The sequence below is a fragment of the Aliiruegeria haliotis genome (assembly GCF_003003255.1).
Lineage (GTDB): Bacteria > Pseudomonadota > Alphaproteobacteria > Rhodobacterales > Rhodobacteraceae > Tropicimonas > Tropicimonas haliotis.
Genome location: NZ_PVTD01000001.1, coordinates 171,710 through 194,339 on the forward strand (window position 1 = coordinate 171,710; position 22,630 = coordinate 194,339).

At 64.5% G+C, this 22,630-nt stretch carries 20 protein-coding genes; 10 read left to right on the top strand and 10 right to left on the bottom strand.

What is annotated here, in order from left to right; translation table 11 throughout:
• Window positions 1–51: 51 nt before the first annotated feature.
• A complete protein-coding gene (locus CLV78_RS00775) occupies window positions 52–2,445 on the bottom strand; it encodes a glycogen/starch/alpha-glucan phosphorylase (protein WP_106202873.1) in 2,394 nt (797 codons plus the stop codon).
• On the opposite strand from CLV78_RS00775, the gene CLV78_RS24235 reads away from it, so the two are divergent.
• Entirely contained in the window at window positions 2,446–2,691 is a 246-nt protein-coding gene (locus CLV78_RS24235; protein ID WP_106202874.1) for a hypothetical protein, read from the top strand. It begins immediately after the preceding gene.
• Between the two features lie 80 nt (window positions 2,692–2,771).
• On the opposite strand, the gene CLV78_RS00785 is transcribed toward CLV78_RS24235, so the two are convergent.
• The gene (locus CLV78_RS00785) at window positions 2,772–3,275 is read right to left on the bottom strand and encodes a flavin reductase family protein (RefSeq protein ID WP_106202875.1); all 504 of its coding nucleotides are present in this window, start codon (window positions 3,273–3,275) and stop codon (window positions 2,772–2,774) included.
• A 24-nt stretch (window positions 3,276–3,299) separates the two neighbouring features.
• A complete protein-coding gene (locus tag CLV78_RS00790; RefSeq protein ID WP_106202876.1) occupies window positions 3,300–4,193 on the bottom strand; it encodes an aldo/keto reductase in 894 nt (297 codons plus the stop codon).
• Between the two features lie 352 nt (window positions 4,194–4,545).
• On the opposite strand from CLV78_RS00790, the gene CLV78_RS00795 reads away from it, so the two are divergent.
• Both CLV78_RS00795 and CLV78_RS00800 read left to right on the top strand, forming a co-directional pair.
• A complete protein-coding gene (locus tag CLV78_RS00795; protein WP_106202877.1) occupies window positions 4,546–6,108 on the top strand; it encodes an acetolactate synthase large subunit in 1,563 nt (520 codons plus the stop codon).
• Window positions 6,109–6,183: 75 nt separating this feature from the next.
• Complete coding sequence (locus CLV78_RS00800; protein ID WP_106202878.1) at window positions 6,184–7,314, top strand: GAF domain-containing protein; 1,131 nt, start codon at window positions 6,184–6,186, stop codon at window positions 7,312–7,314.
• A 297-nt stretch (window positions 7,315–7,611) separates the two neighbouring features.
• Here CLV78_RS00800 and CLV78_RS23750 read toward each other — a convergent pair whose 3' ends face one another.
• From CLV78_RS23750 to CLV78_RS00815, 4 genes are all read right to left on the bottom strand, one after another.
• Window positions 7,612–7,758 (bottom strand): hypothetical protein, encoded by a 147-nt coding sequence (locus tag CLV78_RS23750; protein ID WP_158263390.1) that lies wholly within the window; start codon window positions 7,756–7,758, stop codon window positions 7,612–7,614.
• 306 nt (window positions 7,759–8,064) lie between these two features.
• Window positions 8,065–8,754: a DUF1045 domain-containing protein gene (locus CLV78_RS00805; RefSeq protein WP_106202879.1), complete on the bottom strand. Its 690-nt coding sequence runs from the start codon at window positions 8,752–8,754 to the stop codon at window positions 8,065–8,067.
• 269 nt (window positions 8,755–9,023) lie between these two features.
• Window positions 9,024–9,275 carry an RSP_7527 family protein gene (locus tag CLV78_RS00810; protein ID WP_106202880.1) on the bottom strand — a complete coding sequence of 84 codons (252 nt, stop codon included), beginning with the start codon at window positions 9,273–9,275 and terminating at the stop codon, window positions 9,024–9,026.
• 313 nt (window positions 9,276–9,588) lie between these two features.
• Window positions 9,589–10,002, bottom strand: coding sequence for a hypothetical protein (locus CLV78_RS00815; protein WP_245924798.1), 414 nt, complete (start codon window positions 10,000–10,002; stop codon window positions 9,589–9,591).
• A 307-nt stretch (window positions 10,003–10,309) separates the two neighbouring features.
• On the opposite strand from CLV78_RS00815, the gene CLV78_RS00820 reads away from it, so the two are divergent.
• The 3 genes from CLV78_RS00820 (at window position 10,310) to CLV78_RS00830 (ending at window position 13,590) form a co-directional block, all read left to right on the top strand.
• Window positions 10,310–11,689 carry a bifunctional enoyl-CoA hydratase/phosphate acetyltransferase gene (locus tag CLV78_RS00820; protein WP_106203702.1) on the top strand — a complete coding sequence of 460 codons (1,380 nt, stop codon included), beginning with the start codon at window positions 10,310–10,312 and terminating at the stop codon, window positions 11,687–11,689.
• A 469-nt stretch (window positions 11,690–12,158) separates the two neighbouring features.
• The gene (locus tag CLV78_RS00825; protein ID WP_146136613.1) at window positions 12,159–12,452 is read left to right on the top strand and encodes a hypothetical protein; all 294 of its coding nucleotides are present in this window, start codon (window positions 12,159–12,161) and stop codon (window positions 12,450–12,452) included.
• Window positions 12,453–12,603: 151 nt separating this feature from the next.
• Window positions 12,604–13,590, top strand: a complete 987-nt coding sequence (locus tag CLV78_RS00830; protein WP_106202882.1) for an aldo/keto reductase — start codon at window positions 12,604–12,606, stop codon at window positions 13,588–13,590.
• A 105-nt stretch (window positions 13,591–13,695) separates the two neighbouring features.
• Here CLV78_RS00830 and CLV78_RS00835 read toward each other — a convergent pair whose 3' ends face one another.
• Complete coding sequence (locus CLV78_RS00835) at window positions 13,696–14,067, bottom strand: ArsR/SmtB family transcription factor (protein ID WP_106202883.1); 372 nt, start codon at window positions 14,065–14,067, stop codon at window positions 13,696–13,698.
• 522 nt (window positions 14,068–14,589) lie between these two features.
• Here CLV78_RS00835 and CLV78_RS00840 point away from each other — a divergent pair.
• Together CLV78_RS00840 and CLV78_RS00845 are read left to right on the top strand one after the other, a co-directional pair.
• Window positions 14,590–15,357, top strand: coding sequence for a hypothetical protein (locus CLV78_RS00840; RefSeq protein WP_106202884.1), 768 nt, complete (start codon window positions 14,590–14,592; stop codon window positions 15,355–15,357).
• A gap of 188 nt (window positions 15,358–15,545) precedes the next feature.
• On the top strand, window positions 15,546–17,753 hold the full coding sequence (locus CLV78_RS00845; protein ID WP_106202885.1) for a malate synthase G: 2,208 nt from the start codon (window positions 15,546–15,548) through the stop codon (window positions 17,751–17,753).
• A 307-nt stretch (window positions 17,754–18,060) separates the two neighbouring features.
• Here CLV78_RS00845 and CLV78_RS00850 read toward each other — a convergent pair whose 3' ends face one another.
• Window positions 18,061–19,296 (bottom strand): HlyD family secretion protein, encoded by a 1,236-nt coding sequence (locus CLV78_RS00850; RefSeq protein ID WP_106202886.1) that lies wholly within the window; start codon window positions 19,294–19,296, stop codon window positions 18,061–18,063.
• Window positions 19,289–19,753: a hypothetical protein gene (locus tag CLV78_RS00855; protein WP_211300923.1), complete on the bottom strand. Its 465-nt coding sequence runs from the start codon at window positions 19,751–19,753 to the stop codon at window positions 19,289–19,291. The genes CLV78_RS00850 and CLV78_RS00855 overlap by 8 nt, the downstream gene beginning before the upstream one ends.
• Before the next feature lie 181 nt (window positions 19,754–19,934).
• On the opposite strand from CLV78_RS00855, the gene CLV78_RS00860 reads away from it, so the two are divergent.
• Window positions 19,935–20,813: a LysR family transcriptional regulator gene (locus tag CLV78_RS00860; RefSeq protein WP_106202887.1), complete on the top strand. Its 879-nt coding sequence runs from the start codon at window positions 19,935–19,937 to the stop codon at window positions 20,811–20,813.
• 91 nt (window positions 20,814–20,904) lie between these two features.
• The gene (locus CLV78_RS00865; RefSeq protein WP_106202888.1) at window positions 20,905–22,596 is read left to right on the top strand and encodes an NAD(P)H-dependent oxidoreductase subunit E; all 1,692 of its coding nucleotides are present in this window, start codon (window positions 20,905–20,907) and stop codon (window positions 22,594–22,596) included.
• The last annotated feature ends 34 nt before the right edge of the window (window positions 22,597–22,630 follow it).

Genomic DNA, 22,630 nt, shown 5'->3' on the forward strand with positions numbered 1-22,630 from the left:
TGGTCATGCAAGAAGGCTACTCCTTCCTGTGCGCACCGCAAGCTTATTGGTTCATTCTGCGGCGTCAGCGACCTGCGGCGCAGCGTCCGTGTGCCAGATATCCTTCATGTATCCCCGAATCGTGCGGTCGGAGCTGAACCATCCGGCCCGCGCGGTGTTGAGCGCCGCTTTTCGTGCCCAGTCCTTCGGATCGGTGAAGGCGGTATCCACCTCTCGTTGGGCACGCCAGTAGTCGGTGAAGTCGGAACAGACCATGAAGTAGTCGTGGTGGGACAGGTTCTCGGTGATCGAGTGGTACCGGCCGGGCTCGTCGGGGCTGAAAATACCGGAGCGGATGGCCTCCAGTGCGCGGGCGAGGCGGTGATCTTCCGCAATGGCCCGGGCGGCGTGGCCGGCTTCGGCGCGACGTGCCATCACCTCTTCCGCGGTCATGCCGAAGAGGAAGAAGTTCTCGGCGCCGACCAGTTCGCGAATCTCCACGTTGGCACCGTCCAGCGTACCGATGGTCAGCGCGCCGTTGAGGGTGAGTTTCATGTTGCCCGTGCCGGAGGCTTCCTTGCCCGCGGTCGAGATCTGCTCGGAGAGGTCGGCCGCCGGGATCAGGCGCTCGGCGAGGCTCACGTTGTAGTTCGGCGGGAAGACGACCTTGAGGTAGCGCGAGGTCAGCGGGTCGCTGTTCATCACCCTCGCCATGTCATTGGCCAGCCGCACCATGTCCTTGGCGTAGATGTAGTTCGGGAAGGCCTTGCCGCCGAAGATCTTCACCCGCGGCACCCAGCCCGCGTTCGGATTGTCGCGGATCTCCTGCCAGTGGGCGATGGTTTCCAGCAGGTTGAGGTGCTGGCGTTTGTACTCGTGGATCCGCTTCACCTGGATGTCGAAGATCGCGTCCGGGTCGACGCCGATTTCCATGGTCTCCGCGATCCAGTTCGACAGGTCCACCTTGTTGGCCTTCTTGGCGGCGGCGTAGCGGTCGAGCCATGCGGGATCGGCTACCAAGGGCTCGATCTTCTCAAGGTCCTCGGCGTGATCGACCCAGCCATCCCCGATGCCTTCCGTGATCAGGCTGGCCAGTCGCGGGTTGCACGACAGCAGCCAGCGGCGCGGGGTCACGCCGTTGGTCTGGTTCACGATCCGGTCCGGGTGAAGCTCGTGCAGATCCTTGAAGACGGTCGTTTTCTGCAGTTCCGTGTGCAGGGCCGCCACGCCATTGACCTTGTGGGCCATGATGAAGCCGAGCGTGCCCATGTGGACCTTGCCGTCCTGGTGAGCGTTGACGTGGCCGGTGCCGGTCTCGCGGCGATGCAGGTCGTCGATCCGGTCGATCAGCTGCATGTGGCGCGGCAGCAGCCGGCCCATGCGGGCCTCGCCCCACGTTTCCAGCGCCTCGGGCAGCAGCGTGTGGTTGGTGTAGGAGATCGTGTTGCGGGCGATGCCGACGGCCTCCTCGAAATCCATGCCGCGCTCGTCATGCAGGATGCGCACCAGTTCCGGCCCTGCAATCGCGGGGTGGGTGTCGTTGATCTGGATCGCGGCTTTCTTCGGCAGCAGCTTCAGGTCGTCGTATTCGCTCTCGAAGCGGCGAATGATGTCGCGGATGGAGGCTGCCGTGTGGAAGAACTCCTGCTTCAGCCGCAACTCCTTGCCCTGCTCGGTATGGTCATCGGGGTAGAGTACGCGCGACAGGGTCCGGGCCAGTGCCTCCGGCTCGGCGGCGGCGGCGTAGTCGCCACGGTTGAAGCGCGCGAGGTCGAAGCCGTGCATCGGGCGGCTTTCCCACAGGCGCAGAGTGTTGCCCCAGCGGCCCTTCCAGCCGATGACCGGCGTGTCATGCGCCATCGCGATCAGCATTTCCGACGGGTACCAGTTGGCGCGGCTGCCAATCTCCTGAACGTGACCGCCGAAGCCGATGTCGATCGCGACCTCGGGCCGGACGAATTCCCATGCGTGGGTCTGGCTGAGCCAGTCCTCCGGCTCTTCGACCTGGCGGCCATCCTCGAAGCTCTGACGGAACAGGCCGTGTTCGTAGCGGATGCCATAGCCCATCGCCGGCAGGCCAAGCGTCGCCTGGCTTTCCATGAAGCAGGCCGCCAGACGGCCAAGGCCGCCGTTGCCGAGCGCCGCGTCAGGCTCGTCTTCCAGCAGCTCGTGCCAGTCGATCTTCAACGCGTCCAACGCATCCTGCACGGCCTCCTCCAGGCGCATGTTGATGACGGCATCCTTGAGCAACCGGCCGATCAGGAATTCGAGCGACAGGTAATAGACCCGCTTGCGATGCTCCGCGTAGGTGCGGCGAGTGGCCTCGAACCAGCGATCCACGATCTGGTCGCGCACGGCGAAGGACAGCGCCATGCGCCAGTCATAGGTCTTGGCGTGGGCCGCATCCTTGCCCAGCGTGTAGACCAGGTGGTGCAGAATAGCGTTTTTCATTTCGGAGGCAGTCATGTGCTGTCCTTCTGTTTCGCCGCGCGGAGGGGAGGACGCGGTATTTTTTCAGCCCGCGTTATCATCCAGCCAATCACGCCGTGCAAGTCTCACATCAACATTCATGCTGCTACCCTTGGGCGCTGCTTCATCTATGCGGATTCCGCACAAGGCAAGGGGTTTGCCCGGTTTTTCCGCGGCGCAGCACTGTTGCGGGCGCAGAAACAGGCAGGTTGGGATGCTGCGTTGCAGAAATTTCATGGATGATGTCGGTGGATTCAAGGCGTCTGGTGCGTCCCGACAGGGCGCGCAACCCGCGGATCGCGCCACGGAAATCGGGGTTCCGATCAGAACGGCCCGCTGGCCATGCGACCGTAGGCACCAAGCGCGAACAGCAGCGGTGCACCGGGCACGTGGGTGACACGATCCACTTGGCCGATCACGATTGTATGATCCCCCGCGCCGTGGGCGGCGAAATGCCGGCAGTCGAGGCGCGTCAGGCAGCCGTCGATCCATGGCACGCCCTTCTCGCCGTCCGTCCAGTCGATTCCGTCGAAATTCGCGGCCTCGGCGGCGAACTGCTCGGAAATCGCGAGCTGATGCGCCTCCAGCACGTGGATCGAGAAGTCATGCGCCGCGACGAAGGCGTCGTGCCGGGGGGAGGCGACCGCCGGACACCACAGGACCAGTGGCGGGTCGATCGACACGCTGGAAAAGCTGTTGGCCGTGAACCCGAGCGGGCCATCGGGCGTGCGGCAGGTCACAACCGTGACACCGGTGGCAAAGGCGCCAAGTGCTGTCCGAAGGGCCCGCTCGCGGCCCGGACCGGGGGTGAAGGTCTCGGTGTTCATCATTGTCCTCTGGGCCACCTCTGCTCAGGGCACATCATGACCGAGCGCAGCCGTGTAGAGCGCGTACCACGTCTGCCGGTCCATGTTGACCTTGAAAGCATCCGGGATCGTGGCGATCCGTTGCAGCGTGTTGGTGCCGATGACCGGCATGATGCAGGCGGGGTGCGCTAGCAGCCAGGCCACCGCCACCAGCATGGAGTCCACGCCGTCGCGACGGCCGATCTCCTTGAGCTTGGCGTTCAACTGGCTGTGCCCGGAGGACAGCAATGCGCCCCCTGCCAGCGGTGACCAGGCCATCGGCGCCACGCCGCGTTCCTGAAGGAAGGCCAGTTCCCCGTTTGTCAGCGGCTCGTGGGCAAGTAGCGAGATCTCGATCTGGTTGGTGACCAGTCGCGTGTCCATGGCGCTTTGCAGCAGATCCCAGTCATGGGGCAGGAAGTTCGACACGCCAACGGCGCGGACCTTGCCCGACGCGACCGCCTCGTCGAGCACGCGGCCGGTTTCGAAGTGATCCATCAACGGGTCGGGTCTGTGGATGAGCAGCAGGTCGATCTGCTCCACGTTCATCTTGCGCAGGGAGCGTTCGATGGAGGCCGTGATATGCGCCGCGCCGGTATCGTAGTATTTCACCGGCACGTCGGCGTATTTGCCGATGGGCGCAATAATCCCGCACTTGGTCACGATCTCCAGCTTGTCGCGCAGGTGTGGCGCCTGTGCCAGCGCCGCGCCAAGGAGGTGCTCGCCGGCGTAGGCGCCGTAGATATCGGCCTGATCGATGCTGGTGATGCCCTGTTCGAGGCAGGCTTCGATTTTCGCCTGCACACGGGCAGGCGACGTGTCCTTGTCATCGGCAAGCCGCCACATACCGTACACGATGCGGCTCAGTTCCAGCCCGACCGCAAGTTCAACCCGTTCCATGCCGATCCTCCGACGCCCGGTCTTTCGCGCAAACCATCACAAATGGGCGCGAGTGAACAGACCCTCCGTGCGACTGCCTGTCTGGCGGGGAAACAGGGTTCGACCTTTTGGGCCAGAGCCACGGTCGTGGTTGACGCCGGGCGAGGGGCACAACGGCCTCGTGTCCGTGGCAGTGGCGGGGTGCGCATCCCGTTCAGTGACATATGGCGGCGGGCAGAAACTGCATTGGGCGGTGCCGTGGTGCCGGTGGCGTCCGCTGGTCGCAGCACAAGCCGCATTTTCGCAGTGCGCCGCATGGCGCGCTGTGCTTGAGTGCGCGGCGAGACCGGCAACCGGCAGCGGAGGCGAGAGCATGAACGGCGCGGAAACCCTTGTGAAAACCCTGCTGGCAAGTGGCGTGGATGTCTGCTTTGCCAATCCCGGCACATCGGAGATGCACTTTGTTGCCGCGCTCGACACCCATCCGCAGATGCGTTGCATCCTGAGCCTCTTCGAAGGCGGCGTGACGGGGGCCGCCGACGGGTATTTCCGTATGACCGGCATGCCGGCGGCCACATTGCTGCATCTCGCGCCGGGGTTCGGCAACGGCTATGCCAGCGTACACAATGCCCGCAAGGGGCATGGAGGGATGATCAACGTGGTCGGCGAACATGCCGACTACCACCTTAAATACGACGCGCCCCTGAAGGGCGATATCGAGGGTGTGACGCGCTCTGTCTCCGACTGGGTTCGCGTGAGCGAGGATGCCGGGTCGGTCGCCCGCGACGGTGCGGAGGCGGTCCGGATCGCGCGGTCGGGCAATGGCCGGATCGCAACGCTTGTGCTGCCGGCGAACACGGCGTGGGAAGGGGCGGACGGTCCGGCCGAGCCGCTGCCGCCGGTGCGTCTCCACCGGCCGCGCCCCGATCAGATCGCCGCGGCGGCCGCGGCCCTGCGGGAACCGGGGGCAGCGCTCTTTGTCAATGGCCCGGCACTGCACGGGCGGCTGGCGGAACTGGCCGGGAAGATCGCGGCGACGACCGGGTGCCGGCTGATGACCGACCTTTTCGTGCCGCGTCTGGCGCGCGGGGCAGGGGCGGTCGACATCGAATGCCTGCACTACCCGGTGCTGGACAACGTGGAGATCCTGCGGGACGTCCGCCACATGGTTCTGGTCGGGGCAGGCCAGCCGGTGGCCTTTTTTGCCTATCCCGACAAACCCTCGACGCCGGAACGGGCGGACTGCCGGATGCTGGACCTCTGCTCGCCGGGCATGGATATCGCCTGGACGCTTGAGGCGCTGGTCACGGAGACCGGCGCAGCGGAGGCCGAGGCCGCGAGGATCCCGCTCGACCTGCCCGAGCTTCCCGATGGGCCGCTGTGCCCGGAGACCGTCGGCCAATCCATGGCGGCCCTGATGCCGGAGGGGGCAATCGTCTGCAACGAAGCCATCACTGCGGGTCACCCAATTGCACAGGCGACGCGCGGAGCGCGGGCGCACGACTGGCTGAACAACCCCGGCGGGGCCATCGGCGCGGCCCTGCCGCTCGCCGTCGGCGCGGCCGTGGCCTGCCCGGATCGCAAGGTGATCGCGCCGACAGGGGACGGCTCGGCCATGTATAACCTACAATCGCTCTGGACCATGGCACGGGAACGGCTCGATGTGACCGTGATCGTCTTTGCCAACCGGGGCTACCAGATCCTGCGCGGCGAGTTGGCCAATGTCGGGGTTCGCGAGGTTGGGCGCAACGCGGAGCGCATGTTCAATGTCGAGGACCCGGAACTGGACTGGGTCGCCCTTGCCGCCGGCCACGGTGTCGATGCCGTCCGGGTCACCGAAACCGGGGATTTCATCGCCAGGTTCGCCGACGCCATGTCCACAACTGGCCCACGCCTGATTGAGGTCGCCTTCGACCCCGCGCTCCCCACCGACTGACGATGTTAACCTTTCGTTAACGAAATGGCGCAAAGTATCCCGCCGTAATTTCATGCATTTTTAGATGAGGTTGACATGTCGGCCGAACGTGGGGTGGTTTCCGGCATAGCGAGTGACACGGCGTATTCTCTGGGAGATCTCGGGCTAGACGAGACACGTTCCACGGAGACATTTCAGGGGATTACACGGCTTGCGACCCGGTTGCTGGGTGCGCCGGTGGCGTTGATCTCCATCATTCTGGAGGAGGAAGGGCGCCAGGTCTTTGTCGGTGAACAGGGACTCGACGAGCCGTTGCGGAGCCTCCGACAGGTTCCGCTTTCGCATTCTTTCAGCCGCTATGTGAAGCGTGACCGGGAACCCCTGGCAATCCGATGTGCGCGGGAACATCCGATGGTGAAGGGCAACCCCGGCATCGAGTTGCTGGGAACCGTGGCCTATCTCGGCGTGCCCGTCCACGGGCCGGATGGCGCGGTGCTTGGCGCCCTGTGCGTGATCGATCACATCCCCCGTGACTGGACAGGACAGGAAGTCAGCACACTGGTCGACCTTGCCCGCTGTGTCAGCGACGAGATCCTGCTGCGCGCGGCGTTGCTGACCAGCCAGGCCCTCGTTCACGACCTCGAAGATGCCCACGCCCGCCTGCGCCGGTACAACGCGCTGCGCGATGCCGCCACCGCCGCATTCACCGAGCCGCACCTGAGCACGGAGGAGCGGTTCACCGGTCTGTTGCAGGCTGGGTGCCAGACCCTCGGTATGGATTGCGGCGCGATCCTGCGCTCCGAGGGGTCGCAGGCGGTGGTTGTCGCCCGCTATTGCTCCGACGGCTGCTCGACCATCGGCCCGGGCGCACGGTACGATCTGTCGGGGACCTTCACCCAGAAGCTCCTGTCAGGTCCAAGGCTGCGCCACCATGACGGGCTTTCGGCCGGAATGACATGCTTCACCGGGCGCGAGCCGGGCAGCTTCGTCGGCGTGCCGCTGGCGCTTGGAGAGATAGCCTTTGGGTCGCTTGAATTCGTGCGATCGCGCCCACGTGGCCAGCCGTGGTCCGACGAGGAGGCGGCCTCTGTCGGCGTGATCGGCATGTTCGTGGCCACCCAGCTTGAGGTTCTTGACCAGATGGATGCCCTGCGTCGCTCCGAATCTGCGCTGCTGGAGTATGTGCTCGACCTGCGCATGGGGCAGTCTGCGGCACTGCCGAACTGACGCGGGTCGCGTGTTGGCAATCAAGCGACAGCGCCGGAGCGTTGGTGTCCCGCCGTGGTCGCGCCCGTGGTGCGATCACAGGTCACCGGACGGGGGCAGGGAAGGGGGCGCCTGAAGTTCGCTGGTGGCGAAGTATCCCGGTGCGGGTCAAGACCCTTCGGGATGTATGTCAGCGGACACTCGTCGGCTCGCCGGGCTTGTGCTGCGGTTGCAGTCCGTGAAGACGGAGAAGAGCAGCAGGCCCCTTCGCACAGGCTGCGCACCATTGGGCGGGCAGGACCCGCCAACCGGCAGTGTTCAGTCCTCGGCGCCGGTATCGATCAGCCAGCCGCCGGGGCCGGCAACGGCATCGGGCAGGAGAGCCACGAGGCTTTCGTGGATCAGGCAGCAGGTGAGGACGCTCAGGATCACGTCACCTACGGTGATCTGGGACAGCCATTCCATGTGGGTCTCCTTTGTCTTTGTCAGGCAAAGCAATCCTCCCCAATTGGGGCAGAGACATGACGATGGACGGGCAATCCCTGTACAATTGCGACCATCCGATCGGTGGCCGATGCACTGGGACTGGCGGGTTCAGCTTGATGGGTGGCGTCGTGGAGGCGTTGGGGCCCTCGCAGGTCTCGGTGGGGCGATGCCCCCCGAGCCATTCGGCCCACGCGAATGATACTGTCGGAGGCTGCGTAGATCGCCGCTGAAAGGCTGGGCTCGACGTCGCGGCTCCAGTCCGCAGGCGGCCTGTCGGGAAGCGGATCAGCCGGTGAGCGCGTAACGGTGAAGGAGGTGAAACCGGCCGTCCTGACCCTCGCCAAAGAGGCAAATGTCACGGATCCGGAATGGGCGGGGCAGGAGTGGCGCGATCTCCGGCCGAAGCCGCTCCGCCACGGCCTCGGCCTCTGCGTCGGAAAGCCCGCCAGTCAGCGTCAGGTGAAATCGGAATTCCTCCATCACGTAGGGATAACCCCATTGCTGCAACAGGACTTCCTGCCGGTCACTGAGGCCGGGCGCGCGCCGGCGGGCAAGCTCGTTTTCCTCGGGGGGCTGGCGGAAGGCGTCGAGCGCCTCGACCACACGGGCAGCGAGGAGCGCCAGCGGTGTCGTCTCGCCCTCTGGCACAAGCGCCAGGAATCCGTCGATGCGTGCCAGTGTCAGCTCATCCAGAAGGACCGGAGCCAGCGAGGCCGCAAGCGCCTCCGTTGCGGCGTGAAGCTCCGAAACGTCGAAGCCCTGCGCCAGTTGGAACGGTGGCTTCAGCGTGCCGTGAAACCCGTATTTTCGGGGCGTCCCCGTGATCGCCGCAACGGGACGCGGCAGACCGGGGAGTGCCGGGTGGGCGAGCCTGCGCCCGGTGCGCGGATCCCAGCCCAGCCAGCGTGCACCGAAATCGGCAAGCGGCCCGTCCGGGGGGTAGTAGAAGATCGCGTAGCGCGTGAAACCATCCATGACGGGCCTCCTGAATGCCGCGTAGCACAGTGCGGCACTCGAGACGAGATTTGAAGATGCCTGATACCATGGCGGCGGTGATGCCATTCCTGTCCGCGCCTGTCTGGCCCCGCCGAGGGGAGGGCACGCCGCGACAGGTATTTTAGCGGTGCGCCCGCCGCGCTAGGGCAGGGTGGTAGAACGACACGGCCCCCGCCGGTGGAAAACAGGCGGGGGCCGGGGATTCGGGCGTCGGGGGTGAGTGAAACCCCTTTGCCTTCAGGTCGGGATCAGAGGATCGACGTCGTGACGCTGTTGCGCTTCATCGAGGCGAGGTGTCGCCGGTAGGTGTTGTCGCCGGAGAGCCGATTGCCGGTTGCCCGCGCGAAGAGCGCCAGCGGAGCCTTGATCACCCGACCCAGTGCGGAGCCTGCGGAAGAGACCATGCCACGAAGGGCTTCGGCCTGCGCCCGTTGTGCCTCACGCTCGATCCGGCGGAAGTCGGCGGCGGTGTTTCTGAACTCACTGTTCTGCTCGGTCATGACAAAATCCTTTTTTTGCGTTCCTGCTTAAAGGATAGTTGTTAGCGGTAGCAGCGCCAGTGCCGCATGTGCAATGCCGCAATGCAGCGAATGCAACGACAGAGGTCGCCGGAGAGAGTGCATCACATAGCGGGCAGCGGCATGGGCGGGGATGCAATGCCTGCATGCAAGCCGCCCCACCTCCCCGGCGGTCGATGCATCGGTTGCACACAATCCGCACGGATCGGAGGCATGGGCTCGCCTTGCAGGAACAACGCCCCGTGCGCGCCAGTGACCACAGGGGGGCGTCAGCCGGAAAACTGCTCCGTTAGGCTCACAGCCCGAAGTCGATATCGGTGCGCGAACTCGCCTCCAGCACGTCGAGGCAATCCGGTGCGGTGCCCTCGGTGGCGCTGCATTCGGCGACGCTGTTGACCAGTAGGCGGGAGATATCCTCGCAGCCCTGCTCCGCAAGGTCGAACTGAACCACCTTGGTCCGGCCATCCTTCAACGCACCGAACTCCAGGATGAGCAGGCGATTTACCTTTCCGTCCTGGTCGAACACCGCAACCTCGAAGGAGGTGGCAGAAAGGTCTGTCCCGGTGGCGTTCATCGCCACATAGGTCAGACGACAGCCGGTTTCCGCCGCACGGGCGTTGTTCAGCTCAAGGGTATATCGGGCATCCTGGGAAAGCGCCGGAGCAGCTGCGGCCATCAGGGTGAATGCGGCGAAAGCTATGGATTTCACGGGTTTGCCCTTCCTCTTGTCGAAATCGTCCCTGCCACCGTGCTAGCACGCGCGCCAGAGGTCGCAAAGCGCCTTCGGCATCGCGCGGGCATGGCCGGACAGGGGGCGTGCCGCGGGCTGCCGCGCTGCGGCATATTGGCCGGATCTCAGTGGCACTTGCGTCACCCGGGCGTTTTTGAGCCGCTGGGCGGTGGAAGTTCAGGGTTTAGTCATACTACATGCCTAGGCGAAATGCGCTCCGGCAGACCGGGCCACACGTCCCGGTCTGACAGGTCCGGTGATGCGGGCCCACAGCAAGGATGGCGAAATGACCACACTGACCAACGTACCCTGGGACCAGCTCGAGGTCGGCATGGAGGCGGAGGTTCGCCGGATCTGCCGGGCGGACGATTTCTTTGTCTTTGCGAACATCACAGGCAACATGAACCCCAAGCACTTCCCACGCATGAAGGAGCTGGAGGGCGATGCCGGGCTGCATGAACCGGTGGCGCCTGCCATGTGGGTGACGACGCTGGTGTCCTCCGCGCTGGGCAACAAGCTGCCGGGACCGGGAACGCTCTACAAGTCCCACAGGATGGAGTTCTTCGAGCGGGCTCATGCCGGGGATGAACTGATCATCCGGGTGGTGTTGCTGGAAAAGCTTGCCGAAAATGTCGCCCGGTTCTCCTGCCGTGTCGATACGACCGGGGGCAAGAAGCTCGCGACGGGGGAGGTGCAGGTCTATGCGCCGACCGAGCCGATGGACTACAATGTCGGCGATATCCCCGGCCTCATCGTCGAAAAACACGCTCATTTCGACAAGTTGCTGGAAGAGGCAAGGCCGTTGCCCCCGATAAAGACCGCCGTTGTCGCGCCGGAAGAAGGGGACGCCCTGCTCGGGCCGCTGATGGCCGCCGAGCAGACGATTATCGACCCGATCCTGATTGGGGACGAGGAGTTGATCCGCGCCGCGGCGCTGGACCTCGGCCGGGATATCTCTCAGTTCGAGCTGATCCACGAGCCGAGCCACCGGCTTGCCGCGGCGATCGGCGTGCGGCTTGTCAACGAAGGACGTGCCCAAGCCGTCATGAAGGGCCAGTTGCACACCGACGAGTTGCTCGGACAGGTTGTTAAGCGCGACGGCGGATTGCGTGCCGGGCGTCGGCTGAGCCATGTCTTTGTCATGGATGTGCCGGGCTTGACGCATCTGTTGCTGATCTCGGACGCCGCGATCAACATTGCACCGGACCTGGAAACCAAGGTCGACATCACCCAGAATGCCATCGACCTTGCGCATACGCTGGGCATGCCGGAGCCAAAGGTGGGGATTCTGTCGGCCGTTGAGACCGTGACACCGAAGATCCCCTCCACCCTCGATGCCGCTGCAATCGCCAAGATGGCGGAACGTGGCCAGATCAAGGGCGCGCTGGTCGATGGTCCGCTGGCGATGGACAATGCAATCGACATCGAGGCTGCGCGGACGAAGGGGATTCAGTCCATGGTCGCCGGACAGGCGGAAATCCTGATCGCGCCCAACCTCGAGTCGGCGAATATGCTGGCCAAGGAGCTGACCTTCATCGCCCATGCTGAGGCAGGCGGGATCGTGATCGGGGCCAAGTGCCCGGTGATCCTGACCAGCCGCGCGGATGACGAGAAGTCGCGCCTGGTCTCCTGCGCGGTGGCTGCGCTCTATGCGCACCACAACTAGCGGACCCGCTGGTCGGCAAGCTCGTCTGCGCGGAGTGCGGCTCTCTGCGGCTGCGCTCGTCGCAGGCAAGCTGACCGGGCTTGGAGCATCTCGCCTTTGGGGCGTTCGCTGACGGATCCGGTGGTCGGCTGCGGAAACGGCGGGGACCCAGAGCGGACCACTGCCAATCGAGGGGCGGCACGCCGACCTGCGGGCGAGCAAGGTCAAATGCCCTGTTCTCGGGTGGAATCCACTGCGGTCCCGATGGTCCCGGATGCGGCAATTGCGAGCGTCAATCGCGGCTGACCCTGCCACTTTCGGTGGCGCCGGTATTTGCAGTGCCAAATCAGTGGTATACCGGATGCGCATTGCACGGTATTGTTTCCTTGCCGGAAGTTGATGCGGGCCATGGAAGGAAAGCACTGTGTTGGACGTCGAGGATACAACGAGCCAAGGTCGGGGTCCGGGGGCGAACCTCGGAGCGCGCGCGATGCGCCTCGGAGCTGCATTGGTGCTGGGCAGCGGTCTTGTGGCCTGCCAGCAACCCGTCGAGATCACCAACGACATCCCAGTGACCCAGGAGGTCGTTGTCCTGCCTGCCTCGACGCAGCGGATCAACGCGCGTGTCGAACGAGAGCGTCAGCTTGTCACCGGCACCTATCGCGACGATATCGCAGAGTTAACCGGCGCACCGAGCGCCCATGGCAAGCACCCCGCCTACGCGCCTTTGGCCGGGAAGACGGCCTATCGCTACCGCAAGGATGCCATCACCGCCGCGGACTAGTCGCGCGCGCCCCAGTGACGATCCACCGCGCCCCGGACAGGGGTGTTCCGGCGCGGAAGCATTTGACCTCTCCGTTCGGGCGCAGGACAAGGACTCCGGTTTCGAGGGCGTCGGACTTGTCGGTGGGCGCCCGGTATCGGAGGGATGTTCCATGAAAACCAGACAATTAGGCGCAAATGGCTTCGAGGTGAGCGAAGTCGGGTTGGGGTGCTGGCAACTCGGGTCCGACTGGGGGTCCGGGCTGCGCCGGGATATCGCGCTGGAGATCCTGGAAACGGCTGCACAGCAGGGTGTGAGCTTCTTCGATACGGCCGATGTCTATGGTCAGGGGCGCAGCGAGGACCTGATCGGCCAGTTCCTGCGGCACCACGACGGGGCACCGATCCGGGTCGCCACGAAGTTCGGTCGCGGCGCCGGGGTCTACCCGGACGGCTACACCGAGGACGCCCTGAGACGCGGAGTCGATGCCTCGCGCGAGCGGCTCGGGGTTGAGGCGCTGGACCTGCTTCAGCTGCATTGCATCCCGACGGATGTCCTGCGCGACGGCGTGATCTTCGACTGGCTCCGCAAGTTACAGGACGACGGGGCGATCCGCCACTTCGGCGCCAGCGTCGAGACGGTGGAGGAGGGGCTGCTCTGCCTCGAGCAGAATGGGCTGCAATCGCTTCAGGTGATCTTCAACCTGTTCCGGCAGAAGCTGTCCTCCGAGTTGCTGCCGCAGGCGGCGGCGCGGGGTGTCGGTATCATCGTGCGGTTGCCGCTGGCCAGCGGTGTCCTGAGCGGGAAATTCCGCGTCGACAGCCAGTTCGCCGAAGGCGATCACCGGAGCTTCAACCGCGACGGTGCGGCGTTCAATGTCGGAGAGACTTTTGCCGGAATTCCCTTCGAAACAGCCGTGGCGCTGGCCGATCGCCTGAAACCCATGCTGCCTGAAGGAGTGACGCTGGCCGGTCTGGCACAGCGCTGGATTCTTGATCATCCGGCTGTTTCGACGATCATTCCCGGGGCCAGTGCGCCCGACCAGGTGATGCGCAATGTCTCAGTTTCGGATCTTGCCCCGCTGCCAGAACCGATGCGGGTCGACCTGGCGGCATTCTACGAGGCAGAGGTCAAGGAACACATCCGCGGCCCCTACTGACAGGGAACGCCGGGCACGGCGATTCGCTGTCGGTGCGCCCGAATGCGGCGCGGCGATTTCGGCAAAGCGAGGAGGCGGGCCGGTGGCCCGCTTCACGGGGGGCGTCTAGGCCCTGTCCTCGGCGCAGAACAACTCGTAGACCACTTCAAGGATCTTGCGCGGGCGGTCGTCGACCAACGAATAGTAGATCGTCTTGCCGTCCCGGCGCGGCTGGACAAGGCCTTCCAGCCGCAGGCGGGAAAGCTGCTGCGACACGGCGGCCTGGCGGGCGGAGAGCAAATGCTCCAGCTCCGTGACCGATTTCTCGCCCGAAACCAGATGGCACAGGATCATCAGTCGACCTTCATGACTGATGGCCTTGAGAAAGTTGGCCGCCTGTGTCGCCTTTGTGGCGATCTGGTCCAGTTCTTCCTCCGTCGTGCGCTCGTCGACCACGGGCAGCACGGAGGTGTCTTCTTGAATTGAGAGGTCTTCCATAGCGTTTCCATCCAGTTCGCAACGGCAAAGGTCGCATCCGGAGGGGGCGAGTTCAACCCGATCCCCAAGTGAATAGTCCTCGGTCGAGACATTTGATGCGTCGTGGGCGCACTTGGTGCCCGCTACAGGAACATCGCCTCTGGTGCCCTGCCCGGCGATGCGTCGGGGGGCTGGTGGCGCACGGAACGGTTCCAGGTCCAAATGCACGGCGCCACTTTACGGACCCGATGTCGGTCCCGCATCCAAGTCATAATGTAATGTGAATGTGTTGATGGATCAAGGGGCGGGTGCATGACCTTCGCCACCCCGGGGCGAGAAAAACACCGGCGGCATGTCTGCAGGAACCGTGGACCCGTCCCAGGGAACGCCGAATCGCTTTTCAAGAGATGATTCGGTGATGCCGTGCAGTGCTTTCATGTGCCGCAGCCCGATCCGATACTCTTGTTGCCGATAGTGTTGTAGAATTGGCGGGACGACCGTCGATACTCGTTGGCACGTCGAATTGGGAGGAAGGACTTCGGGATGAACAGATTTCTATGCACTGCCGTTGCGGCCGCATTGTCGACCATGGCTCCGATGGCCTCGGCACAAGGCACTTCGCCCTATGCAGGCACCAACGACTGGGTCTACGAGCTCAAGCTCTATCTCTGGGGAACCGAGATCAAGGAGACCGCCGGTGGCAAGGAGCTTGCAATCGGGTTCGACAAGATCGTGGAGAACCTCAACTTCGCACTGATGGGGGCGCTTGTTGCATTCCGGGATCCGTGGCTCGTCTTTGGCGAGTTTTCCTACGCGCACCTGACCAAGGACGGAGACAGGAGCTTTGCGCTCGCTCCCGGCGAACCCGCTGGCGGTATCGACGCATTCGGTGACGTCGACATCAAGGAGCGGATCTTTTCCTTCGGCGGCGGGTACAAGCTGGCGCAGACCGACAGCTACCAACTCTACGGAACCTTCGGCGCGCGCTATCTGAACCTCGACACGGATTTCCAGGTGGATGCAAATGCCCAGTCTTTCAAGTTCAGCGACAGTGCCTCCTACTGGGATGCAGTCGTCGGACTGAACGGCCGGGCGATGATCAACGAAAACTGGTTCGTGCCGTTCAACTTCGACATCGGCACCGGTCAGTCCGACATGACGTGGCAGGCCTTGGTCGGCATCGGGTATGAATATGGCCGTGGCGATGTTGTGTTCGGATACCGGGAGATGGACTGGGATCTGCCCGAGGACGAGTTTGTCACCAGCTACAACAAGGCCGGTCCGTTCCTGCTCTGGAATATCCGCTTCTGAGGTCGTTTCAATCCCGGCAAACGAAGGCGCGGGCGCACGCAACACGGCGGCCGCAGCCTGCGGCATTGCGCATGAGGTCGAGCCTGCCGTGACCCGATGGATGCCTTCCGCGCGGTGTCGATTGAAGCACCTGACGGTTCTGCTAGGGTTCGTGACAGACGGATTGGGGAAGTACGCGGAGGATCCTTGTGGTGACTTATGTCGAGCGCAGCGGGCTGCAGGTTGAAGAGCATCTGGCGCGGTTCATCGAAGAGGAAGCCGTGCCGGGCACGGGTGTTCCGTCCGAGGCGGTTTGGGAAGGGCTGGCTGCGATCGTGTCGGAATTCGGTCCCCGCAACAAGGCGGCGCTGGAAACCCGGGCGCGGATTCATCAGCAGATCGATTCGTGGCATCTGAACAACCGCGACGGTGGGCACAACCCCTTGGCCTACCGTGCGTTTTTGGAGGAGATCGGGTACCTCGTGCCGGAGCCCGAGCCGTTTTCCATCGATGTGGACAATGTCGATCCGGAGTTCACCTCCATCGCCGGACCGCAGCTCGTGGTCCCGATCACCAACGCGCGCTACGCCTTGAATGCGGCCAATGCGCGGTGGGGCAGCCTGTATGACGCGCTCTACGGCACTGACGCGCTGGGAAGCCTGCCGGAAGGGGCAGGCTACGATGCCGCGCGGGGCGCGCAGGTGATCGACTGGGCCAAGGCGCATCTCGACAAGGTCGTCCCCCTTGGGGCGGGCACCTGGTCAGAGTTGACGGGGGTGACGTTCGACGGGCCGAACCTTGGTCTGTTGCTGGGCGAGGCGGTGACCGCGCTCGCCGATCCGGGCGGCTTCGCGGGAACGGTCATCAATCCCGACACCGGGGCCCTGGCAGAGGTGTTGCTGCGGGTGAACGGGTTGCATATTCGCATCGTCTTCGACCCCACGACGGAAGTGGGGGCCGCCGATCCGGCGGGCATCTCCGACATCATCGTCGAGGCCGCGGTGTCCACGATCATGGACATGGAAGACAGCGTGGCCTGCGTCGACGGGCCGGACAAGGCGCTGGCCTATCGCAACTGGCTCGGCCTGATGAAAGGCGACCTGACCGAGGAGGTCAGAAAGGGCGGCAAGACCTTCACCCGGGCACTGAACCCCGACATCCCTTATACCGCGACGGATGGCAGCCCGAGGGTCCTCAAGGGGCGGTCGCTGATGTTGGTACGCAATGTGGGGCACCTGATGACCACGCCAGCGGTTCTGGATCCGGAGGGTAAGGAGATCGGCGAAGGGCTGATGGATGCGCTCCTTTCCACCCTGATCGCGATGCATGATCTGTCGCGCGAAGGCGGGCCGGTCAACGGCACTGAGGGGTCGGTCTATGTCGTGAAGCCGAAGATGCACGGGCCCGACGAGGTGGCGCTGACGGATGACCTGTTTTCACGCGTGGAGGAGCTCCTGGGCCTGCCGCGTTATACCGTCAAGATCGGTATCATGGACGAAGAACGGCGGACCTCCGCGAACCTTGCCGCCTGCATCCACGCCGCGCGTCATCGTGTCTGCTTCATCAACACCGGGTTCCTGGATCGGACCGGTGACGAGACCTCCACCTCCATGGAAGCCGGACCGATGGTGCCGAAGGCGGAGATGAAGAGCGCGCTGTGGCTGAAGACCTACGAGGATCGCAACGTCGACATCGGGCTCGCCTGTGGTCTGAAAGGGCGGGCGCAGATCGGCAAGGGCATGTGGGCGATGCCCGACCTGATGGCCGATATGCTGGCACAGAAGATCGCCCATCCGCTCGCCGGTGCGAATTGCGCCTGGGTGCCGAGCCCCACGGCCGCTGTACTGCACGCCACCCACTACCACATCGTGAATGTCGCCGACCGGCAGGACGAGATCGCCCAGGAGAGCGGTGGCGCGCCACGCGGTTCGCTCGACGATCTGCTGACAATCCCGTTGCTGGAGCGCGACCTCTCGGCGGAAGAGATTGCCGCCGAAGTCGACAATTGCTGTCAGGGCATCCTGGGGTATGTCGTGCGGTGGGTGAACCACGGTGTGGGGTGCTCCAAGGTGCCCGATATCAACGACGTTGGCCTGATGGAGGATCGCGCGACCTGTCGGATCTCAAGCCAGGCGCTGGTCAACTGGCTGCACCACCGCATCGTTGACGAAGCCCAGGTCATGAAGGCGATGCGGCGGATGGCAGAGAAGGTGGATGCGCAGAACGCCGGCGACCCGGAATATCGGCCGATGGCGCCCGAGTTTGGCAGCCATGCCTTTCAGGCGGCCTGTGATCTGGTGTTCAACGATGGCAACTGGCCGTCCGGCTACACGGAGCCTACGCTGCACTACCGCCGCTTGCAGGTGAAGGCGAAGGAGGCGCGCCGTGCCGCCGAGGCCGCCGTCAGGAAGGGCTAGCTTCCGGGGCATCGGTGTTCTGCCACACATCGGCCTGCACAAGGGGAACGGCAGGTCGGATGGCTCCCGCCCGTCGTCGCCGCATCGAAGATGCATCTCCTCCCGTTGGGCGTGGCGCCCTTCGGGCGCGGCGCGCTGCAGAAGCCAAGCTCACCCGCCGCACCGCAGGTGCACGCCGCGAAGCGGCGCTGTCGCCGCTCGGGCTCTGCCCGGCGGCTGTCACCCCCCCCTCGCGGGCACCACAGCGCCATTTGACCGCCCGAACCGTTTGTGCGCGGATCGGGCGGCGCAAAGTCAGGCCGAAGCTTCAGTGGCCCCCGGTCAGGACAAGGCCGTTGACCGGCAGCATAAGGGCCTGAATGCGCAGGATCAGTGCGTGAACCAGTCCGACCGTATCCACCATGTGCAGGTAGAGGCCATGCCAGAACCCGAACTCTTCGGTCGCAAGGCGCTCGTGGTTGTCGGTGTAGAGGTTCAGGATGCACTTCGAGCCCGGGGCAATCCGATCGGTCGACCCCTCGAAAACCTCTTCGACCTGGACCAGCAATGTCCCCGGACGCGCGCGATCCTGGACGTCGAGCAGCTGGTCCGACGGACGAAATTGACCGGTCGCAACAACAGGAGGCAGGGCCGACACCCGGACCGGCACGATGAAGAAGGGCTGTGACAGACAGGTCATCTCACCGATCATGCCCAGCTTGATCACCTGGGCATTCAGTTGGTTGAAGCCGGCCTGGAAGATGCCGTCCCCGACCGCCGGTGGTACCAGAAGTCCGGCCGGGCGCATGAACGGATTGACGATGTCGCCAACCTGCAGCCCGAATTGCTGCACTACTCCGTTGACCCCGGCGTAGACTTCCATCTTCGACAGCGCGGTATTGGCCTCCTCCAACTGGGCCTTGGCCGTTTCCAGCTTGGCAGGCAGGGACCTGGTCAGCTTCGTTTCCACGGCCTTGTACTGCGCCTGTGCCGTCTCATAGGCACCGAGACGGGAATCGACCGTATTCTCGAGCCGCTCCACCTCGCGCGGGCTGGTCGCGGGTGAGCCCTCCGCGAGCAACTGGGCCCGTATTTCGAGTTCTTCCTCGGCCTGCGTGAGCGCGCCTTGCGCCTGATCCACGGCACCCTGCGCCGCGGCGAGTTCGGCTTCTGCCGTGTCGAACTCCGCCTCGACCTCGGCCACGCGTTTCTCGGCACTGTCAACCGCGGCTCGTTGCGTCCTGTCGTCCAGGGTGAAAAGCAGATCCCCCTGCTTTACCTCGTCGTTGGTCGCGATGAAGATTTCCTTCACGCGGCCACTGCCCTCCGGCAGGATGGAGACGGTACGAAAGAAGGACGTCACGTTGGTGCTGGACGGGTGGTAGTAGAACACCACGGTGATCAGCGCGATCGTCAGCATGAGGCAGGTCGTCAGGCCGATCCGAAGCTCGTACCAGACAGAGAAGAGCGTGATCTCGTGCCCGATCCGCTTCCCTTGCCGAAAGCGCCGATAGAGGTAGTCCGGCAGGAGTGTGAAGGTCGCGCAGAACAGGAGTTCAAGCATTCTTTTCTCCCTCCGCTGCGTCGCGGTCTTCCCAGGCGTCGCGATCGACGAAATCGCTCTGCGCGGCCCGTGTATAGCGAGTCACATCGGCACTCGGTTCAGGCTCAGGCGCCTCGGAGCCTGACATCTTCTGGAGAGACATGGCAATCGAGCGCAAGGGCGTCAGGAAATCGGGCAACGAGATCGCCGCGAGCAGCAGGGCACCGATCCAGAACGCATTGTTGTGGGTCAGAAGCCCGATCAGCGCGAGGATCGCGACAAGCTGATACTGCGCGGGGCTCTTGGAATGGGCCATCTGTTCGGGAAGCGCATGCAGCTTGAAGTAGAAGATCCCGAGCCCGAGGATGAGCAGGATCACAAAGGTGGCCACGACCACGAAGAGCACGTCCGTCTGTCCCGGCACACTCACATAGCTCGGAAGGTGCGGCAATTCCGTGCCGCCGGTTCCATCGGCCATAGCGACCTCCTCCAGAAATTTCTTGCGGGCCGCACCTTTGGCGGTCGCTCGGGAACTTTCCTCGCATATTTGCAGGGTTGGACCAAGTGGCCAAATGGACCTGAGCGTCGGCGCCGGCCGTGTCCCTGTAGCCCGACGTCGCGCGCTGCGATATGGCAGGGAAGAAGAGAGGACGGACGCAATGCTCGACCTGCGGGATCTTGAGTTTCTGAGCGCGCTCGCGCTGCACAAGCACTTTGCCAGGGCGGCGGAGGCCTGCGGGGTGTCACAGCCTGCCTTCTCCATGCGAATCCGCAAGATCGAAGAGCGGTTGGATACGCAGATCGTCCGGCGCGGCAACCGGTTTCAGGGGCTGACCACCGAGGGCGAGACCGTCGTGCGGCATGCCCGCCGGGTACTAGACGAGGTCAAGGCTCTTGAGCAGGAGATCCGCGCCGTCCGTGGCGAGATCTCGGGCGAGCTTGCGCTCGGGGTAATCCCCACGGCGATGGCCTATGCCGGACGACTGGTGCAGCGGCTCAGGCAGGCGCATCCCGGCATCACGGTGCGATTGCAGGCGGCCTCCTCGCTGGCGGTGCAGCAGGGGATCGAGCACGGGGTGTTCGATGCGGGCATCACCTATACCGAAGGCGCGTCCCCGGACCTCATGCGGATCGAGCCTATCTACGAGGAAAGCTATGTCCTGCTGGCGCCGCGCGCATTGGCGCCGCGATTGACGGGTCAGGTCGGGTGGGCGGAGTTGGCCGAGGTGCCGCTGAGCCTTCTGGAACCCGGGATGCAAAACCGCCGCATACTCGACCAGGTTTTCGAGGACGTCGGCGTCCACCCCCATGTGGTGGCGGAAACCAGTGGTTTCACCGCATCGCTGGTGATGACGGTCGAAGGTCTTGCCGCGACAGTGGTGCCTCGCGTCCTTCTGGAAAGCCTCGGCGGGTTCGAAGCGACGGTCGCGCTGCCCCTTGTCGATCCGGTGGTGGAGAAGTCGGTCAGCCTTGTCACGCCGGTCCGTGGAGCCGGGCTGCCGACGGTCGCGGCGCTGCGGCGGGTTCTTGACGTCTAGTCGATAACACGCGCTTATTGCTTCTTCAAAATCGGTGATTTGACGATCCATTCCGCTGATGCAACGCTCCTTTGATGAGGGAGGGCACCTGATGGCACCATTGGATGATCAGAAAGGCATCTGGAAGCGGAAGGGCACCGGCAAGAGCCGCAAGACCCCGAAGGGTCGGCAGGCGGAGGACGGTGCGCTGCGGGAGGTGCGCGCGCTGCTGGGGGATCGACCCCGCCGGCACGATCTTCTGATCGAGTTCCTCCACCTGATTCAGGATCGGCATGGACATCTCTCGGCCGCCCATATCTGCGCACTCGCCGAGGAGTTGCGGCTGGCGCAGGCCGAGGTGTACGAGGTCGCCACCTTCTATGCCCATTTCGACGTCGTCCGAGAGGGAGAGACACCGCCCCCCGCGCTGACGATCCGGGTGTGCGATTCCCTTTCCTGCGAGATGGCAGGGGCCCAGGCGCTGAAGGCGGCCCTGGAGGCGGGAACCGATCCGGCGGAGGTGCGTGTGCTCCGTGCCCCCTGCATGGGCCGTTGCGATACCGCACCCGCCGTGGAGTTGGGCCACAACCACGTCGACCATGCCACGGCGGAGAAGGTGATCGCGGCCATGCACGCCGGGGAGGTCGAGCCACGCATTCCTGACTACAAACGCTACGCGGAATACCTTGCCGACGGTGGCTATCGCACCCTCGTCGCGCTTCGGGAGAACGGCGACTGGGAAGATTTGCAAGAGAAGATCTCGGAAGCGGGATTGCGCGGCATGGGCGGCGCAGGCTTCCCGTCCGGCAAGAAATGGGGGTTTGTTCGGGCCAATCCGGGGCCACGCTACCTTGCGGTGAACGGCGACGAAGGCGAGCCCGGCACGTTTAAGGACCGCCACCACATCGAGCGCGACCCCCACATGTTCCTTGAAGGCATGCTGATCGCCGCCTGGGCGGTGGAGGCAGAGAAATGCTACCTCTACATGCGCGACGAATACCCGGCGGTGCTGTGGATCCTGCGACGTGCCATTTCACGGCTGGAGGCTGCGGGGATCGTCGCGCCTGGCTATATCGAACTTCGGCGCGGGGCAGGGGCCTACATCTGCGGCGAAGAAAGCGCGATGATCGAGTCGATCGAGGGCAAGCGCGGCATCCCGCGCCACCGCCCCCCTTTCGTGGCGCAGGTCGGCCTCTTCGGTCAGCCGACGCTCGTGCACAATGTCGAGTCGCTGTACTGGGTCGCCCGCGTGGCGCGCTTCGGCCCGGAGGTGATGAACAGCGTGGAGCGGAACGGGCGCACCGGGCTGCGGAACTACTCGGTGTCGGGTCGGGTGAAGGAGCCCGGCGTCTACCTGCTCCCCGCCGGGTCCACGATCCTCGATGTGATCGCGGCCGCTGGCGGCATGCTGGACGGCCACAGGTTCAAGGCGTTCCAGCCCGGCGGGCCGTCGTCGGGGCTGTTGCCTGCCTCTGTCGACGATGTGCCGCTCGACTTCGATACGCTCCAGCCTTTCGGCACCTTCATCGGCTCGGCGGCGGTGGTGATCCTGTCGGACTGGGACGACTGCCGCGCCGCGGCGCTCAACATGATGCGCTTCTTCGAGGACGAAAGCTGCGGACAATGCACGCCCTGCCGGGTCGGCTGCGAGAAGGCGGTGAAGCTGATGCAGGCCGAGCGATGGGACGGCGCGTTGCTGGAGGACCTGTGCCAGGTGATGACGGATGCCTCCATCTGCGGCCTCGGGCAGGCGGCGCCCAACGCGATCCGCTCGACCTTGAAGTTTTTCCCGGAGGAGGTGTGATGCGAACGGCCCCCGGATCACGCTTCGGAACGGT

Excerpts from the sequence above, each read along its gene's own strand:
- CLV78_RS23750 (WP_158263390.1), bottom strand. The coding sequence starts at position 7,758 with ATGGAATGGCTGTCCCAGATCACCGTAGGTGACGTGATCCTGAGCGTC.
- CLV78_RS00825 (WP_146136613.1), top strand. The coding sequence starts at position 12,159 with ATGCGCCTCGGAGCTGCATTGGTGCTGGGCAGCGGTCTTGTGGCCTGC.
- CLV78_RS00835 (WP_106202883.1), bottom strand. The coding sequence starts at position 14,067 with ATGGAAGACCTCTCAATTCAAGAAGACACCTCCGTGCTGCCCGTGGTC.
- CLV78_RS00830 (WP_106202882.1), top strand. The coding sequence starts at position 12,604 with ATGAAAACCAGACAATTAGGCGCAAATGGCTTCGAGGTGAGCGAAGTC.
- CLV78_RS00790 (WP_106202876.1), bottom strand. The coding sequence starts at position 4,193 with ATGGAACGGGTTGAACTTGCGGTCGGGCTGGAACTGAGCCGCATCGTG.
- CLV78_RS00820 (WP_106203702.1), top strand. The coding sequence starts at position 10,310 with ATGACCACACTGACCAACGTACCCTGGGACCAGCTCGAGGTCGGCATG.
- CLV78_RS00800 (WP_106202878.1), top strand. The coding sequence starts at position 6,184 with ATGTCGGCCGAACGTGGGGTGGTTTCCGGCATAGCGAGTGACACGGCG.
- CLV78_RS00795 (WP_106202877.1), top strand. The coding sequence starts at position 4,546 with ATGAACGGCGCGGAAACCCTTGTGAAAACCCTGCTGGCAAGTGGCGTG.
- CLV78_RS00855 (WP_211300923.1), bottom strand. The coding sequence starts at position 19,753 with ATGGCCGATGGAACCGGCGGCACGGAATTGCCGCACCTTCCGAGCTAT.
- CLV78_RS00850 (WP_106202886.1), bottom strand. The coding sequence starts at position 19,296 with ATGCTTGAACTCCTGTTCTGCGCGACCTTCACACTCCTGCCGGACTAC.
- CLV78_RS00775 (WP_106202873.1), bottom strand. The coding sequence starts at position 2,445 with ATGACTGCCTCCGAAATGAAAAACGCTATTCTGCACCACCTGGTCTAC.
- CLV78_RS00860 (WP_106202887.1), top strand. The coding sequence starts at position 19,935 with ATGCTCGACCTGCGGGATCTTGAGTTTCTGAGCGCGCTCGCGCTGCAC.
- CLV78_RS00810 (WP_106202880.1), bottom strand. The coding sequence starts at position 9,275 with ATGACCGAGCAGAACAGTGAGTTCAGAAACACCGCCGCCGACTTCCGC.
- CLV78_RS00840 (WP_106202884.1), top strand. The coding sequence starts at position 14,590 with ATGAACAGATTTCTATGCACTGCCGTTGCGGCCGCATTGTCGACCATG.
- CLV78_RS00865 (WP_106202888.1), top strand. The coding sequence starts at position 20,905 with ATGGCACCATTGGATGATCAGAAAGGCATCTGGAAGCGGAAGGGCACC.
- CLV78_RS00785 (WP_106202875.1), bottom strand. The coding sequence starts at position 3,275 with ATGAACACCGAGACCTTCACCCCCGGTCCGGGCCGCGAGCGGGCCCTT.
- CLV78_RS00805 (WP_106202879.1), bottom strand. The coding sequence starts at position 8,754 with ATGGATGGTTTCACGCGCTACGCGATCTTCTACTACCCCCCGGACGGG.